General features: G+C 47.6%; 18 protein-coding genes. 5 read left to right on the top strand and 13 right to left on the bottom strand.

Annotation, left to right across the window (positions count from 1 at the left end; genetic code table 11):
• Positions 1-49 precede the first annotated feature (49 nt).
• The 4 genes from ACXAH4_RS08540 (at position 50) to ACXAH4_RS08525 (ending at position 4,320) form a co-directional block, all read left to right on the top strand.
• Positions 50-391: a hypothetical protein gene (locus ACXAH4_RS08540; RefSeq protein ID WP_474881480.1), complete on the top strand. Its 342-nt coding sequence runs from the start codon at positions 50-52 to the stop codon at positions 389-391.
• Positions 378-1,280, top strand: coding sequence for an MlaA family lipoprotein (locus tag ACXAH4_RS08535; protein ID WP_474881478.1), 903 nt, complete (start codon positions 378-380; stop codon positions 1,278-1,280). The genes ACXAH4_RS08540 and ACXAH4_RS08535 overlap by 14 nt, the downstream gene beginning before the upstream one ends.
• The gene (locus tag ACXAH4_RS08530; protein WP_474881477.1) at positions 1,231-3,678 is read left to right on the top strand and encodes an efflux RND transporter permease subunit; all 2,448 of its coding nucleotides are present in this window, start codon (positions 1,231-1,233) and stop codon (positions 3,676-3,678) included. Before ACXAH4_RS08535 ends, ACXAH4_RS08530 begins: the two co-directional genes overlap by 50 nt.
• Positions 3,679-3,768: 90 nt before the next feature.
• The gene (locus ACXAH4_RS08525; RefSeq protein WP_474881476.1) at positions 3,769-4,320 is read left to right on the top strand and encodes a DUF6942 family protein; all 552 of its coding nucleotides are present in this window, start codon (positions 3,769-3,771) and stop codon (positions 4,318-4,320) included.
• A 44-nt stretch (positions 4,321-4,364) separates the two neighbouring features.
• Here ACXAH4_RS08525 and ACXAH4_RS08520 read toward each other — a convergent pair whose 3' ends face one another.
• Positions 4,365-4,559, bottom strand: coding sequence for a hypothetical protein (locus ACXAH4_RS08520; protein ID WP_119500971.1), 195 nt, complete (start codon positions 4,557-4,559; stop codon positions 4,365-4,367).
• Between the two features lie 30 nt (positions 4,560-4,589).
• Positions 4,590-4,766: a DUF1328 domain-containing protein gene (locus tag ACXAH4_RS08515; protein WP_070125299.1), complete on the bottom strand. Its 177-nt coding sequence runs from the start codon at positions 4,764-4,766 to the stop codon at positions 4,590-4,592.
• A 294-nt stretch (positions 4,767-5,060) separates the two neighbouring features.
• Here ACXAH4_RS08515 and yfbR point away from each other — a divergent pair, with 294 nt between their 5' ends.
• Positions 5,061-5,705, top strand: coding sequence for a 5'-deoxynucleotidase (gene yfbR, locus ACXAH4_RS08510; RefSeq protein WP_119500972.1), 645 nt, complete (start codon positions 5,061-5,063; stop codon positions 5,703-5,705).
• 24 nt (positions 5,706-5,729) lie between these two features.
• On the opposite strand, the gene ACXAH4_RS08505 is transcribed toward yfbR, so the two are convergent.
• From ACXAH4_RS08505 to ACXAH4_RS08455, 11 genes are all read right to left on the bottom strand, one after another.
• A complete protein-coding gene (locus ACXAH4_RS08505; protein ID WP_474881474.1) occupies positions 5,730-6,191 on the bottom strand; it encodes a ferritin family protein in 462 nt (153 codons plus the stop codon).
• 229 nt (positions 6,192-6,420) lie between these two features.
• Entirely contained in the window at positions 6,421-6,894 is a 474-nt protein-coding gene (locus tag ACXAH4_RS08500; RefSeq protein WP_474868665.1) for a hypothetical protein, read from the bottom strand.
• Positions 6,895-7,113: 219 nt separating this feature from the next.
• The gene (locus ACXAH4_RS08495; protein WP_474881472.1) at positions 7,114-7,689 is read right to left on the bottom strand and encodes a CC0125/CC1285 family lipoprotein; all 576 of its coding nucleotides are present in this window, start codon (positions 7,687-7,689) and stop codon (positions 7,114-7,116) included.
• A gap of 9 nt (positions 7,690-7,698) precedes the next feature.
• Positions 7,699-7,956, bottom strand: a complete 258-nt coding sequence (locus ACXAH4_RS08490; RefSeq protein ID WP_119500975.1) for a hypothetical protein — start codon at positions 7,954-7,956, stop codon at positions 7,699-7,701.
• Entirely contained in the window at positions 7,953-8,531 is a 579-nt protein-coding gene (locus tag ACXAH4_RS08485; RefSeq protein ID WP_474868670.1) for a phage holin family protein, read from the bottom strand. Before ACXAH4_RS08485 ends, ACXAH4_RS08490 begins: the two co-directional genes overlap by 4 nt.
• Before the next feature lies 1 nt (position 8,532).
• Complete coding sequence (locus ACXAH4_RS08480; RefSeq protein ID WP_474868673.1) at positions 8,533-8,853, bottom strand: DUF883 domain-containing protein; 321 nt, start codon at positions 8,851-8,853, stop codon at positions 8,533-8,535.
• 173 nt (positions 8,854-9,026) lie between these two features.
• Positions 9,027-11,078, bottom strand: a complete 2,052-nt coding sequence (locus tag ACXAH4_RS08475) for a response regulator (RefSeq protein WP_474881470.1) — start codon at positions 11,076-11,078, stop codon at positions 9,027-9,029.
• 45 nt (positions 11,079-11,123) lie between these two features.
• Positions 11,124-11,576, bottom strand: a complete 453-nt coding sequence (locus ACXAH4_RS08470; RefSeq protein WP_119500978.1) for a response regulator — start codon at positions 11,574-11,576, stop codon at positions 11,124-11,126.
• Positions 11,566-13,077: a sensor histidine kinase gene (locus tag ACXAH4_RS08465; RefSeq protein WP_474881468.1), complete on the bottom strand. Its 1,512-nt coding sequence runs from the start codon at positions 13,075-13,077 to the stop codon at positions 11,566-11,568. The genes ACXAH4_RS08470 and ACXAH4_RS08465 overlap by 11 nt, the downstream gene beginning before the upstream one ends.
• Positions 13,078-13,083: 6 nt before the next feature.
• Positions 13,084-13,308: a histidine kinase dimerization/phospho-acceptor domain-containing protein gene (locus ACXAH4_RS08460; protein WP_474868679.1), complete on the bottom strand. Its 225-nt coding sequence runs from the start codon at positions 13,306-13,308 to the stop codon at positions 13,084-13,086.
• Between the two features lie 11 nt (positions 13,309-13,319).
• Positions 13,320-14,654: a sigma-54-dependent transcriptional regulator gene (locus ACXAH4_RS08455; protein ID WP_303574538.1), complete on the bottom strand. Its 1,335-nt coding sequence runs from the start codon at positions 14,652-14,654 to the stop codon at positions 13,320-13,322.
• Between the last annotated feature and the right edge of the window lie 29 nt (positions 14,655-14,683).

The following is a 14,683-nucleotide window of genomic DNA, read 5'->3' as shown; positions in this document are numbered from 1 at the left end:
AGGAAAGCGATCCGGACGGCCCTTGAATTAAACAACGATGGTGAAAAACATGAATTACTTAAAAATTGCAGTAATGACAGTGTTACTTCTGACCAGTCTTGTAGCTCTGGGGTCCGGAAAGCAACTTTCAACCTGGCCGGGGGAAACGCCGGCAGAAACATCAACTGGTGCTGATCTGGCAGAAGTTGAGGCGGTATTTAATGAGTTGGAATTTGACCCGACGAATTCGTTTCATCAAATTCGTAAGCAAAGGATTGAGCATTATCTTGATTTGGCCCGTAACTATGATGATAGTGACTGGGACTACAGCAGGGATGAAGCTCTGCAGCGGGCTCAAAATATAATGAATCACCACGAAAGGAAGGAAAGTGGTATCTATGCCAGCTTATAGACAAGGTGCTTTCGCCTTAATTATTTTTTTATTTTTATTGGGTGGCTGTGCCAGCGCGCCCGACACGCCTGAAAATTCTGCTGTACAACCGCAGGACAACAAGCAACCTCAAAATAACGAACCTGCACTGGCTGAAGAGCTTGCGAAAGGTAAGGACGTTACCGTGCAAACCAGCCAGGGAGCCGTATCTGTTTCTCCGGTGGTGGTTGCAGTAGGCGATACCCCTCAGTCAGGGAATACCGGTGATGAGGTGTATTACAACGATCCCTGGGAAGGTTTCAACCGGGCCATGTTCAGCTTCAATAATGTGTCTTATCAGTATGTACTTTTACCGTTGGCAGACGGTTATCATTATGTAGTGCCCGGTGTAGTTAGAGACAAAATCGGTAATGCCTTTGATAATCTCAGAGAGCCGTTGAATCTGGTCAACAACACCTTTGCAGGCGAGTTCGGTGAGGCTGGTGCAAACTTAGGGCGCTTTCTGATTAATTCTACGGTGGGACTGCTCGGCTTATTCGACCCGGCATCCGACTGGTTCGACATCAAACCGCAAAAGCAAACCATCGCAAATACCTTGCAACGTTATGATATTGGCTCCGGCCCGTATCTGGTTATTCCCATTTTAGGTCCGTCTGATTCCCGCGGCGCGTTATCTACGCTCACCGAAGGGTTTGTCCATCCGGTAAATTACATTGCCGAACCACCGGAGAGCTATCAGTTGAGGATTTTTGAAGGTTTTGATGACTTCTCAAATCAGTCAGATACGTACAGGAAACTGTATGAGCAGGCTGAGGATCCTTACATCTATTTCCGTAATCAGTACATTCAGGGACAGCGACGTGACGAACTCTTCGAACTCAGTGAACGCGAACAGCAAGATAACCAGTAAGCTGGCGGCAGGGATTATTTCAGCCCGCTGGGGTATTCTGGTTTTCTTTATTGCGGCTTTAGCGTGGCTGGGATTACACATATCGCAATTTCGCATTGATGCGTCCGCAGATACCTTACTGGTCAAAGATAACAAGCTCTACATTCAGACTCAGGTTGCTGATCAGACATTCGCCCCGCAGGAATTTATTCTGCTGGCTTATGAGCCAGTTTCTCATGATCTGTTCAGCCGGCAGACATTTGATGATATTGCTGCGCTGTCGGCAGAAATCAAGAAAATCGACCGTGTCGAAGCTGTGACATCCATTATCACCGTGCCGCTTATTAATGATGCCGGTGCACTTACCGGTGATACCGATGTGGCTTCTCTGTCATGGGAAAAGCAGCAGTATTCTCCCGCGCAAATGAAATCGATGATTTCAGGCCATCCAATTTTTACTGACCTGCTGGTTAACCGTCAGGAAACCGCAACGGGCATTCAGATTGTTTTTAAAGACAATCCTGAACTGGCAGAAATAGACAAAGAAATTACCGCCATTCAGGCCAAAGTACTTGACGGTGAGAGCCTCAGTGACGCCGACAATAAGAAAATTGAAGCGTTAAAGGCGAAGGCTGATCCTATCCGTCAGCAACTGACCGCACAGCGAAAAGCCGAAATCGAAAAAATTGAACAAATCACGCAGTCTGTGTCTGACAGAGCCAACACCTATCTTGGCGGTGCCTATGTGGTAGGCCAGCATCTTATAGATATCATCAAGTCAGACCTGGTGAATTTTGGCACCGCAATCGCTGCGGTTATCGTGTTACTTCTGGCCTTATTGTACCGTTCATTTAAGTGGGTATTCTTTCCGTTACTTTCCTGTGCAGTAAGCGTATTTCTGACCATGGGCCTGTTCGGGTTGCTGGATTTACGTACCACGGTCATTTCCGCAAATTTTGTGGCTTTGCAACTTATTCTTACCCTGGCAGTAATGATCCACGTCATCGGCAGTTACCGCGAAATAAGCCGGGATAACCCTGAGTATTCTCAACGCCAGCGCATTGTCGCTACGTTGGAAGATAAACTGTCTCCCTGTTTTTACGCCACGCTGACCACCTCTGTAGGATTCGGCGCTCTCATCTTTTCAGGCTTGCAGCCGGTGGTCGCATTTGGATGGATGATGCTGGCTTCCATGTTGATCACCATGGCGGTAAGTTTGCTGCTGTTCCCGGCTTTGCTGTCATTTTTACCGGCCAGTAAAGAAACGAAAGAGTACGGTTTTATTAAAGCATTGCTGGAACGCCTGCGCGGGCTGTCGATGCGCGCACCAATGGCTGTCAGCGGGTTTGTGCTCATTGTGTTTGCTGTTATGGCGGCGGGCATCACACGGCTTAATGTTGAAAACTCCTTTATTAATTACTTTGATAAAGACACGCAAATCTACAAAGAACTGGCGTTTATCGACCGTGAATTTGGTGGTTCTACTGCCCTGGATGTCATTATTACACTGGATGAACAAAACGCGTCGAAGGAACTGGTGCTGACGGCAGACTCTGTCGCACAGTTGCAGCTGGCGCAGGCGGCCATCAAGGCATTTGACGCCACAGGCAGTGTGACGTCGGTAGTAAATTTTACTGAACTGGCAAAACAGTTAAATGGCGGAAAGCCTCTTACTGAGTATGAGCTTACCTCTATCTACCGTTTACTGGATGAAAAGGTGGTAAATCAGCTGGTGGGGGCGTACTTTTCTGCTGAAGATAATGCCTTTCGTATCTCTACGCGTATTCAGGACACCACGGAAGGGTTGAACCGTCAACTGTTTATGACTCAACTGCAGTCTGACTTAAAAGCCACGGGGCTGGATGACTCTCAGTATGAACTGACTAACCTGTTCGTGTTGTATCAGGATATTCTCAGTCGTCTGTTTGACTCCCAAATCAAAACTCTCGGCATTGTGTATGCTGTGCTGGCGCTGGTGCTGTTTGCTATTTTCCGCTCGCTTAAGGTCACACTGATTGCACTTCTACCGAATATACTCACTACGCTGGGAATTTTAGGGATCATAGGCTGGTCCGGTATTTCCCTTGATATTATGACTATCACTATTGCGGCAATAGCCATGGGCATAGCTGTCGATGATACCATTCACTTTTTACACAGTTACCTGTCTGGTATGAAACAGGGAGATGGCAGCGCAGACGCGGGGAGCCGTTCAGCCTTCGGGCATTCCGGACTGGCTATATTGTTCACCTCTACCATTATTGCAACGGGTTTCTCACTGTTCGGCTTTTCTGACTTTTTACCCAGTGTGTATTTTGGCTTGCTGACGGCACTGGCGATGCTGCTGGCACTGTTTACTGACCTGAGTTTATTGCCGGCGCTGCTAAACCGTTTTGTTGGTAAGAAAAGTAGCGGGTAATGCCCCTGCAATCAGGTATGATGTATAGACGAATAAAGGCTTGCAGCGATGCAGGCCTTTTTTACTGATGGCTGAGAAAGGAGCTGAGCAATGCCTGAGGCAGATTCCGTTGCAGGGTTAGGGTGTGAAGAGGCGTGTATTCAGGTGTTTATGGCAAACCGGCCTGATTATCCTCTGACGGGGCCTCCGGGACAATTGTTGCCGGCAAATAATACCCTCATTGAGAACATAAACCGGGAATGCGGAAATGGCTGGCGTAAAGTATTTAATGTCTACGCAAAATGGGTATTTGCCTTGTCAGAGAGTGCCGGCAAAACACAAGGCATTTCCTCATGGCAGCAGTATCGTGACGAGCTATTGCTGACAGAGCAGGGAAGTACTGCACTCTGGTTTAAAGTGCCGGAACACTTTAACCCCGCCAGATTAAATATTGTGATGGGCAAAACCTTTGCCGGGACGTTGGGACTAACAGACAGTGTGGAATGGCTGACGGCTGATTTTGCTGTGTGCTTGCAACGGTCACTGGTTGTGACGCCGTATTTTGACTACCGGCAGCTGACAAATGAAAAAATTGGTTTTCTGAATTATCTGATCAGAAGTAGGCCGGCTTTGCTGAAACAGGCTATGGGGTGTCAGAAATAAAAAACCAGACCCGGAGGTCTGGTTTTGATTTTTCTTAGTACTGATTAACAGTCTTTGTCTTCTGCATTCATGCCTTCTTTGGCATCTTCACAGGCGTCTTCAACTGCGTTACCTGCATCGGTAACGACTTCGTCGAGTTTTTCACCTGCGTTTTCTGCTTCACCGTCGCCGCATGCGGCCAGTGAGAATGCGAAACCTGCTACTAAGAGTGCCTTAAGCATTAATTTAGATAAGTTCATAGTCCTTTCTCCTTGTTCCAATGTAAATTGTTAGACTCTAGGTGATTTGCCGCGTAATGCATTTGCGATCAGAGAGATCACCAGCAACGCTACAAACACGAAGAATAAAAACTGAGCAATGCCTGATGCTGCACCGGCAATGCCGCCAAAGCCAAAAACTGCTGCGATAATGGCGATAATGAAAAATGTAACTGCCCAACCTAGCATATTTATTTCCTCATATTGCTCTAGTAAATGACATATACACATATGCTGGTATTGTGCCATCATTTAAGGTGTTGAAAATTAAGGTTTATTTTTTTGTTTTACTGCGTTTGGCCCTGATGGACAGGGCGGTAGTTACAACTTACTTGCATTTTTTACACAGTCTCCGGAAAGCTTTCATGCAGTGCATGAGAGACGCTGGTACACTAGATTTATATTTCATCATTTATTTAATCCGGCTTACCCGTGGCCCGCCAGCCGTTGCCGGTCCCGCTTTCGATATACGGACAACTATTCATGAGTAAAAACCATTCTGCATTTATCGGTTTGATGCAAAGAGCAAGAAACGTAAAACGCTGGCCCTTAATGGCGCAGTTTCAGGAAGAAATGTTATCGACGCATATTTATGAAGCGGCGGTGGTTGCTCATATGCTCGGGGCAATTGCAAAAGACGTATTTAACGAAGATGTTGAGCCTGACCGGGTAGCCTCCATGGCTATTTTCCATGAAGGCAGTGAAATTGCCGGTATGAGCGACATTCCCAGCCCGGTAAAATATCACGACCCGGAAACCACCATGGCGATTAAAAAGCTGGAGCGGAGGTTTGAAGCCATGTTACTTCAAACACTACCTGAACCACTACGTCAGCGTTATCAGCCTCTGATTGAGCAGGATAAAGAAGATATTCATGTGGCGCTGGCGAAAGCCGCAGACGTATTGTGTGCTTATCTGAAATGTGACTATGAGTTATCAAAATCTAACTCAGAGTTTTCAAATGCTATGCACGAAATGGACATACAACTGAAAAAATACCGGGACACGTTTAAATGTGTGGATTATTTCTGTCAGGTATTTCTTGAAGATGCAAAAGGAACGCTGGATGAGCAGACCCGCGATCTAGACTGGGTCGAAAGGGCTAATACGCTGAATATTAAAGAATAACAGGGAACATTTAACGTCCTCAGTTCAGGCGCGGTCCTTCAATAACCGCGTTCTGGCTTGTTTCAGGGATAATAATTCATCATAGCATTGCTGCATGCGGGTGCGGATTTTCCGCAACAACTGAGCACAAGACTGGCTCTGTTTTTCGTTTAACGCATCATCGAACTGTTTCAGAACCCGTGATTCCAGCGCTACCAGTTGCTCAACAAACACCTGCTCACTGTTTGCAGAAAGCTTACTGACTACATGGGTATAGAGTTTTCTCGCTTCGATAAGCAAAGACGTTTCAGTAAAATCACTGTGCTGACCTGCATAAGGCATGAGATCAGTACAGGCTTGTTGCTTCTCTTTTAATATACGCGAAAACAGGGCGCGGGTACTGTCGCAGCTCACGGCTTTAATTCCGTCACTGTAAAACGTGATACCGCTTTGCAGCATATTGATGAGATATGAAATATTATCAGACGGATAATTAGCAGCAGACACAGCGGATTCCCTTTGTTGCAAAACTCTGTATGGGAATTTGCAGGGATCAGGCCATATGTTATGTCTGCTAATTAAATTTTATATTCATGATATACAAAGTTTTTTTTCCGGATGTTCAAACTGGCAGCGTGTGGAAGAAACGGGTAAATACATCTTTACAATTTGCTCTGTAAAAAAGTAAAAGCCGGCATTGCGAACAATGCCGGCTTTTAAGTGCTGTTAACAGTAATTACAGGTTGTACATTTTCACATCGCCTGGATTACCGGAATAGGTAGATACAGTGAGATCCTGAGTGAAGTACACGAAATGTACCTGAGTCGGATTACCGGTGTCGTCGTAAAATACTTCGCCGGCATTTCCGGGAATGTATCCGCAGGCGCCACTGTAGTAATAAGCGTTCCAGCCAGTCACCAGGGGACTGTTGTAGCTGGCCAGCGCATTCACCGGTTCAGGGCTGCTGTAAACTTTGTTCCAGAGGTCCACACAGCCGGCGGTGTCCGCAGTGCTACCCTGAGCCCAGCCATCCGATGTGAAATCTACAGATTGTCCGCCGATATTTATCGGCGTTGTCTGACGAATCTGATATTTGGCCTGTAACAGCGTAATGCCCGACTTGAATGCGCCCATCTGACCCTGAGTGACGGCATTAGTGGCATCTTCAGACAAATCAATAAAACGGGGAGCAGCTGTTACTGCCAGCACGCCAAGAATGACAATGACGATGACCAGTTCGATTTAAAGCCTGCAGAATATTTAATAGTTTTCATCATGGTATAAGGTTCTGATTAACGACATGATGAGAATAGAGTAAAGGAACGTTTGCGCCAATAAAGAAACGCCTGAAACGGGTATTTCAGGCGTTTATCAGGTGTAGAGCAGAATAAGTAAATGACTGCCCGGGCGCTGCTTACAATTCGGATATCAGGCAGGTTTGTTTGCCAGCAGTTCACTGACTTTAAAGGCTTTTTTACCCAGAGTAGCCGCATCATTGCTCATTCTTACCATGATTGAAAAATACACGTCTTCCATGGTCTGCGTTTCAACGGTCATCTCTGTGGTTTGTGCCGGGAATGGCTGGGCTACGCCGGAACAGCCTGACATTGTGCATTGTTCTTCCTGCAGTACAGGGATTTGAGCAGCACTGGTGTCTTTTACCAGGCGTTTGCCGGTAGTCATTTTGCGTTCAACATCTGTTTTCACGATAGCCAGATACTGATAGCCGGCGGCCTGAGCGATTTCAGCTGCGCGGTATAAAGTATATTCCTGCACCAGCGCCGCATCGGTGGCTTCTGTGGCGCGGAACATCACCCTGTACTCCGCATCAGACAGTTGAACAGATGAATATCCGTACTGTTTCTCAGATTTTGCCGCCTTATATGGCGTTGGCGCTGAGTCCGGAACACTGCTGCAGGCACTGAGAACCAGCACACTTGCCGTTAGAACCGGTAAAAATACGTTGCGCGTTTTAATCATTAATCCTGATGCAAAACCTGGCATATAGTGTCCTTATCCTAAGAAATTGAAAACTGCGGTGCGGGCAAAAGCAAACAGGGCTTGCCGGCGCTTGCCTGGCGGATCATCACTGGTTGCACCTTTCCAGGCACCGGCACCGAAACAGGTAAGCAGAGTTTCGGGACGGGCAACAAAAAGTCTTGCCGTCACTTTAGCATGGTTCACTGCAACCGCACTTTCATATTGCGATATTTCGTAGTTTTCCTGCGCCTTGTCACGGGCGCGCAGTGCCGAAGTTAAAAACAGGTTCATGATTTTGTTTCCTCCTGTTTTTCCTCTTTGTTCACACCAACAGCCTGCAACAGCGTTCTGATTGCAGGCATCAGCGAAATGTAGCGGTAAGCATTTCTGGCTATCGCAAATGCAGCCACGGCCAGAACGAGATTAAGTACAAAAACAATCAGCGCTGTTATGCCGTTGTGAACGTTAAAATGATGCAATGTAATGGCGATGCCGATATTGGCGATGAGCCAGCAGAAGCAGGCAAACACGAATGACGCCAGAATTGATATGCCGGTGACGACCACTGATTGCCTGGCCACATTCACTTCGGCTGCGGTAAGTTCCGTCAGTGCTATCAATTCCTGTTGCTTTTGGAACAGCACCCATTGCGCGTTGGTAATCATGTCGTCCAGCGAAGGATCAGACTCATCGGAAGTCTCTGTGCCTTCGTTGCCAGCGTCTTCAGCGTAAGGATCCTGACGGCCTTCCGGCGATTCTGAGCGGGAAGGAGAAAAACCCCGGTCAGTATCACTGACCAGGGCTTCGTCGGGAATGTGCCCGGTGACCATCTCTTCACCGGGACCAGTCGGCTCCCTGACGCTCATGTTACTTTTTACGTAAAAGTGAAGTAACCAGCATGCCTGCAGCAAACGCGATACCTGCAGTAGCTACCGGGTTTTCGATGGCGTACTTACGTACCCCTGAGGCCTTCCACTTCGCGTCCATCTGGGCCTTACGTGCTGCCATGTTGTCAGCAGAGTCAGACGCGGTGGAGCGGATATTCTGTTCGGCACGGGCCGCTGATTCAGCCAGCTTATCTACAGACGAGTGCAGAGAAGCCTGAGCTTTGTCTGTAAAAGGATGAGTCGAATCAGCCACACCGTTAGAAGTCTTTGTTGCTGAAGCGGTTGATGCTGCGTTAGCCATAATAATTTCTCCTTTTTGGAATGTTCACAAGGAGTATTGCAAGGCCAATACCAATACGAGTTTTGGTGCAAGTTGTTGATAATTCTTGCTTTTTGTTTTTCGGTGAATTGATGTGGCTTGCGAGGACCAGCGTTTGTTACAGGTTGCCTGTAATAATTGCAGGCAACCTCTTACTAAAACAGCGTGGCAAGATCGTTCCGGTTAACCGGTTTGAGCAATGTGCCGGCGATGTCGACGTCTTTTAAGTCATTTTCATCAGGCTCCCGGCCACTGACAATGTATATCTTCAAATCTTTGTGGTCCTGACGGATATCACTGGCAAGGCTGATCCCGTCAGCATCCGGCAGGGTTAAATCCAGCAGGGCGGCATCGAATGGCTTAATCGCAATGAGGGATTTCGCGTCACGGGCATTATGTGCAACCTCAACACTGTGGCCCAGGTGACTGAGCAACAACTTCATCAGTTCTGCAGCATCGTGATCATCTTCAACCAGTAATACCTGTTTTCCGTCAGAATCGCCGCGCTGATTGTCACTAGTATCTGGAAGCGGGGGGGAGGACTCCGTTTCAGATGTTTTATAAGGAACAAACTCCAGCGCTTTATTGACATTGGATGCTTCATCTTCTGAAGGCTTTGCCATTCCCGGTGTGCTGATAAGATATCGATCCAGTATGTCGAACAACGCCGGTTTATCGATGGGCTTGCCAAGCACATCATCAAATCCTTCGTCCAGAAGTGACTGTCTCAGGCCTTTTCTGCTGGCGGCGGTAATTGCCACTACGGCGACATTACACTGGTGTTTACGCATGGCTTTAAGAGCATCAATGCCGTTCATCACCGGCATGTGTATATCCATCAGCACCAGGTGATAAGGTTTGCCCGCTTGTTCAGCCTGCAAAACGGCCTCCAGCGCTTTAACACCGTTCTCAGCATAGGACACAGTCGCATGGCACTGGCTGACCATATGACCAGTGAGCTTTCTCAGTTCACGTAAGTCGTCGACAATAAGCACCCGGCCGGTGACATGAAGATGGTTCTTGTTGAGGTCATCCGGCGTTGGCGCTGATAACCGGAAAACGTCAAAGTGCTGTTCGCTGATGTCACCGGGGTCAATGGTGAAAGAGAAAGTACTACCGCGGCCAAATACTGACTCAACACTGATTTCTCCTCCCATTTTGGACACCAGTTCACGGCATATCGCCAGGCCAAGACCCGCGCCGCCATGGTTAGCCCGCATAACATCTTCAATCTGCTCAAAAGGACGGAAGATGTCATCCAGTTTGTTCGGCGGCATGCCAATACCCGAATCGGTGACCCGGAATAACAGCAATTCTTTATTATCAGATTTTCGGGGGGGCAGGGTTTCCACTGACACCCGGATGGTGCCGGTATCAGTAAACTTAACCGCATTACTGATAAGGTTGATTAATACCTGTCTGAGCCGGGTAGGATCGGCGGTGATAAAATCTGGAATATCATTTTGCGAAAAGACTTCCATGGAAAGCCCTTTGTCTTTCGCTGCCAGATTCATCAGTGAATGGACGTCTGTGAGAAAGCCGTTGAGATTCACTTCTCTGAGTGAAAGCTCAAGTTTATTAGCCATAATGCGTGACATATCCAGCAAATCGTTCAGCAAACTGAGCAGGTGTTTGCCATTGGTGTGGATAATCGACAGTTCCTGGTTCATCGGTTCGTTGGCTTCATCGTCAAGCAACAGCTCGGTGTAGCCCAGAATGGATGTCAGCGGTGTGCGTAACTCATGGCCAAGGTGTGCCAGGAACTTATCTTTTGCTTTATTTTGTTGCTCAACTTTATGCCGTTCGATGCGCTCGTTTTCTATCTCGCGACGAACCATGGCATATCGCATAGTCCGCATGAAACGGGGGGATTCAATTTCGCTTTTGTTCAGATAGTCAGCTGCACCGGCACGCATCACCATGTCATCCACCTGACTGTCTGTCTGGCCGGTCAGAATGACAACAGGAACGGTGATACCCGCAGCTTTAAAGGTGGCAAGCACATCAAGTGCATTTTCTGCCCCTAAAATGTAGTCCAGCAAACAAATGTCAAAGGTGCGCTTCTGAAAAGCATCGATGGCGGCCTTGCCGTTTGTTACCCATGTGATGTGGAATTTAGGGTCTTCACACTGGGACATATAGTCGGCGGTGAGGAAATAATCATCCTCATCGTCTTCTACCAGTAAAACCCGAATAACTTCTGCCACGCTCGTTTCCCCGTGCACTATTGATTGCTGCTTATTGCTGACCACTTAATCGTGGGGTAACTCTACAAACTCAATCCAGTAACGTCCTAATGCCCGCATGAGGTCCACCAGGCCTTCAAAGTTTACCGGCTTGGTAATATATGAAGCGCAACCAAGGTCATAGCCTCTAAGCATGTCTTCTTCCTCTTTCGAGGTCGTCAGAATGACCACGGGAATGCCTCTCAGAGACGGGTCAGCTTTGATTTCCTGTAAGGCTTCACGGCCGTCCTTCCTGGGCATATTTAAATCCAGAAGAATGAGACTGGGGCGGGGCGAGTCTTTCGGATCGGCATATTTTCCTTCACGGCGAAGGTACTCCAGAAGTTCGACACCGTCTTCGACACAATACAGGTTATTCAGTACACGGCTTTCTTTTAGTGCATCGAGGGTAAGCAAACGATCGTCTTCGTCGTCATCTGCCATCAGAATATTTATCGGGGTGCCATGTTTAAGAGACATGTTTTTCTACTCCTTCGCTGTTTGTCGCAAACGGTTCGCCATTGACAGGCATCGTAATGACAAAGCGCGATCCTTTGCCAGGTTCACTGAATGCTTTTATAACGCCATTGTGCCGCTCTACAATCCGGCGGCACACGGCAAGTCCTATGCCCGTTCCTTTGTAGGCACTTCTGCCATGTAAACGCTGGAACGGCGCAAAAATTTTCTCAGCAAAAGACTGTTCAAAGCCAATGCCGTTATCTTCAACTGTGATGGTTACCCATTCATATTCATCTTTCAATAAAATGGGTTCGAGTTCTTCCTCTGTAGACGGGCGGGAATTGAGGGAAATAACCGGTGAGGTATCTTCAGATCTGAATTTCAGTGCATTGGACATCAGATTGAGCAACAGTTGTTCAATTTGCGTTTTATCGCACTGCACCACCGGCAGGGCGCCTGCATTGATGGTGGCTTTGCATTCTTCTATGGCAATTTCCAGGTCACTGGTGACATTGTCGAGGATCTCAGACAGGGCAACCTCTGAAAAGTCCTTACCTCTTGTGGTCACCCGGGAGAAGGCGAGTAAGTCACTGATTAACATCGACATGCGTTCGGCTGCATTGAGCATGCGCTGCAGAAAATCTCTTCCCCGTTCATCCATCACATCAGTATAGCCGGCTTCCAGACGGTTACCGAAAGCACGAATCTTCCTTAACGGTTCCTGCAAGTCATGAGAGGCGACGAAAGCGAAATCTTCAAGTTCGCGATTGCTCCGGGAGAGCTCATCTGCATACAGTTTGAGTTCCTGCGTGCGATCCTCAATTTTATCTTCAAGCTCTTCATTGTATTCTTCGAGATCCCGCTGATGTTTAACGGTTTCCCGCAGGTTAATGCGCAATAAGATAAGAATGGCGATGATCAGCAAGCCGGTGGTGATACCGGAAATGATGAGGGTCGTTACCGAGTCTGAACGCAGACGCATAAGGCTGTCCAGATGCTTAACCTGAGCCTCTCTTTCTGTGGCATCCACTTTGTCATAACGTAAATCGAATTCATCGTATAAGCTCAGGCCCAAATCAGTATTCACCAGAGACAGTGCTTCGGCGTATTCACCTGCACGGGTAAGCTCTACGGTTTTGATAAGCTCGTTAATTTTTGCCTTACTCAAGTCGATTAAATCTTCGATATTATCTTCCTGTTTGGGAAGATCCGATTCCACAGATGCGGCTTCAACTTCTTCAAGCAATTCATTGAGCTTGTTCAGGGTGATGGTGTAATCGGTGAGGTAGGCTTCATCTTTGGTTAGCAGGTAACCCCGTTGCCCCGATTCAGCACGAAGTACAGCCATGTGAAGTTTATTGATAGCGCTGATCACGCGGTTAGTACTGAACAGCCTGCTCTCAAGAGAGGCGAGCTCATCCAGTGTACTGACAACGTAAAATGCATTACCGGTAATAATAACAATGACCACGGTAACCAACGTGATCCAGCTGTAAGCAGATTGAACAACTTTATTCAGCATATATTATTATTCCGCCGTACCGCTGGCCAGATCATCCATCATTTCTGTCAGGGCGTGGCTGCAATCTTTAGTGCTTACGATAATTTTATCCAGCGCTTCCTGCGCTTTCTCTAACGGAATATCACCGTTCAGAGCCATCTTTACCAGTTCGGCCTGCATGGAGATTCGGTTGAGCGGTTTTCTTGCATCGTGTACCCACTTTGCAATTTCCGCCAGCTTTTCATCAGTCATGGATCCTTTCCTCAGGACTCGTCTTTGCTCAAATCACCGTATGCGTGCAAACGGTTATAGAGTGTTTTGGTACTGATCCCCAGCATCTCTGCGGCCAGTGTTTTATTACCGTTCACTTTCTCGAGAGTGGCATAGATTAGTTCTTTTTCCACATCCTCAATGGTCCGTCCGGCTTCCAGAGCAGTCGTCGTCGATTGCTTTTTCGCGAAAGGAGATTCAATTGTCTTCGGTAATTCTATGTTGGTTTTGTCCGGGTCACTCATGATGGCAGCGCGGTGCACAAAGTGGCGCAATTCACGTACGTTACCCGGCCAGTCGTAGGCTGTGAGGGTATCGAGCTGGGCTTCATCCCATTCAAAACGGGTATCATTTTCTTTATTGAATTCTTCAATAAATTGCATGGCCAGAAGCGGAATATCTTCCTTGCGTTCCCGCAATGGCGGAATCGTGATGGGAAACACGGCGAGTCGAAAATAGATGTCTTCCCGCAATACTTTACTTTCAGCGATTTCTTCCATCCGGCGGTTTGTCGCTGATACGACACGGCAGTTTACCGGAATGGTTTTTGTGCCGCCCACGCGGATGACCACTTTATTTTCCAGTACCCGTAACAGGTTAGGCTGCATATCGATGGGCATTTCAGTGATCTCATCTAAAAACAGCGTACCGCTTTCAGCCTGTTCAAATACCCCTTCCTTACGGTTCACCGCGCCGGTAAAAGCGCCTTTTTCGTGACCAAATAATTCACTGCCGATCAATTCTTTAGAAAACGCACCACAGTTGGTGGCGATGTACGGGCCGGTTACATCAGAGGCCTGATGAATTGAGGCGGCAACCACTTCTTTACCCACGCCGCTTTCACCCAGCAACATGACGTTTGCGCTGGTGCGGCTTACCCGTTCAATAAGTTTATACAGTTCTTTCATTGGCGCTGATTCACCAATGAGATGACCGAAATACTTCTTAATTTTATTACCACCGGAAGCCGGTTTTTCTTTTTTACCGGACAGGGCTGCTTCGATGTCTTCCCGCTGTATGGGCTTGACCAGATAATCGATATTCGGCCCGCACAGACCCTTGATAATGCCGCGGACAGAAGGATGGCCGGTAATTAACGTCACTTTGGGACGTTTGGGCAGGGCATCGAGTTCTTCAAAAAGGTGGACGCCGCTACCGTCGGGGAGCATGAAATCCAGCAGAACATGGTCGAAGGTTTCTTTTTCCAGCCATTCCCTGGCTTCGGCAAGGTTGCCTGCGGTCAGAATGTCATGACCCAAAAATTCGATAATTGTGCAAGCTACCTCGGTAAACTCAGGGTCGTCATCCACAAGTAAAACAGTCAGCACTGTGTTAGTCCTTTAGTAAAAATTATTGT

The sequence above is a fragment of the Alteromonas sp. ABV2_168 genome (assembly GCF_056161165.1).
The sequence above is the reverse complement of the archived record's forward strand: the minus strand, read 5'-3'. Positions and strand labels throughout refer to the sequence as shown.

Excerpts from the sequence above, each read along its gene's own strand:
- yfbR (WP_119500972.1), top strand. The coding sequence starts at position 5,061 with ATGAGTAAAAACCATTCTGCATTTATCGGTTTGATGCAAAGAGCAAGA.
- ACXAH4_RS08490 (WP_119500975.1), bottom strand. The coding sequence starts at position 7,956 with ATGAACCTGTTTTTAACTTCGGCACTGCGCGCCCGTGACAAGGCGCAG.
- ACXAH4_RS08525 (WP_474881476.1), top strand. The coding sequence starts at position 3,769 with ATGCCTGAGGCAGATTCCGTTGCAGGGTTAGGGTGTGAAGAGGCGTGT.
- ACXAH4_RS08540 (WP_474881480.1), top strand. The coding sequence starts at position 50 with ATGAATTACTTAAAAATTGCAGTAATGACAGTGTTACTTCTGACCAGT.
- ACXAH4_RS08460 (WP_474868679.1), bottom strand. The coding sequence starts at position 13,308 with ATGACTGATGAAAAGCTGGCGGAAATTGCAAAGTGGGTACACGATGCA.
- ACXAH4_RS08520 (WP_119500971.1), bottom strand. The coding sequence starts at position 4,559 with ATGAACTTATCTAAATTAATGCTTAAGGCACTCTTAGTAGCAGGTTTC.
- ACXAH4_RS08480 (WP_474868673.1), bottom strand. The coding sequence starts at position 8,853 with ATGGCTAACGCAGCATCAACCGCTTCAGCAACAAAGACTTCTAACGGT.
- ACXAH4_RS08470 (WP_119500978.1), bottom strand. The coding sequence starts at position 11,576 with ATGTCTCTTAAACATGGCACCCCGATAAATATTCTGATGGCAGATGAC.
- ACXAH4_RS08495 (WP_474881472.1), bottom strand. The coding sequence starts at position 7,689 with ATGCCAGGTTTTGCATCAGGATTAATGATTAAAACGCGCAACGTATTT.
- ACXAH4_RS08465 (WP_474881468.1), bottom strand. The coding sequence starts at position 13,077 with ATGCTGAATAAAGTTGTTCAATCTGCTTACAGCTGGATCACGTTGGTT.
- ACXAH4_RS08485 (WP_474868670.1), bottom strand. The coding sequence starts at position 8,531 with ATGAGCGTCAGGGAGCCGACTGGTCCCGGTGAAGAGATGGTCACCGGG.
- ACXAH4_RS08535 (WP_474881478.1), top strand. The coding sequence starts at position 378 with ATGCCAGCTTATAGACAAGGTGCTTTCGCCTTAATTATTTTTTTATTT.
- ACXAH4_RS08515 (WP_070125299.1), bottom strand. The coding sequence starts at position 4,766 with ATGCTAGGTTGGGCAGTTACATTTTTCATTATCGCCATTATCGCAGCA.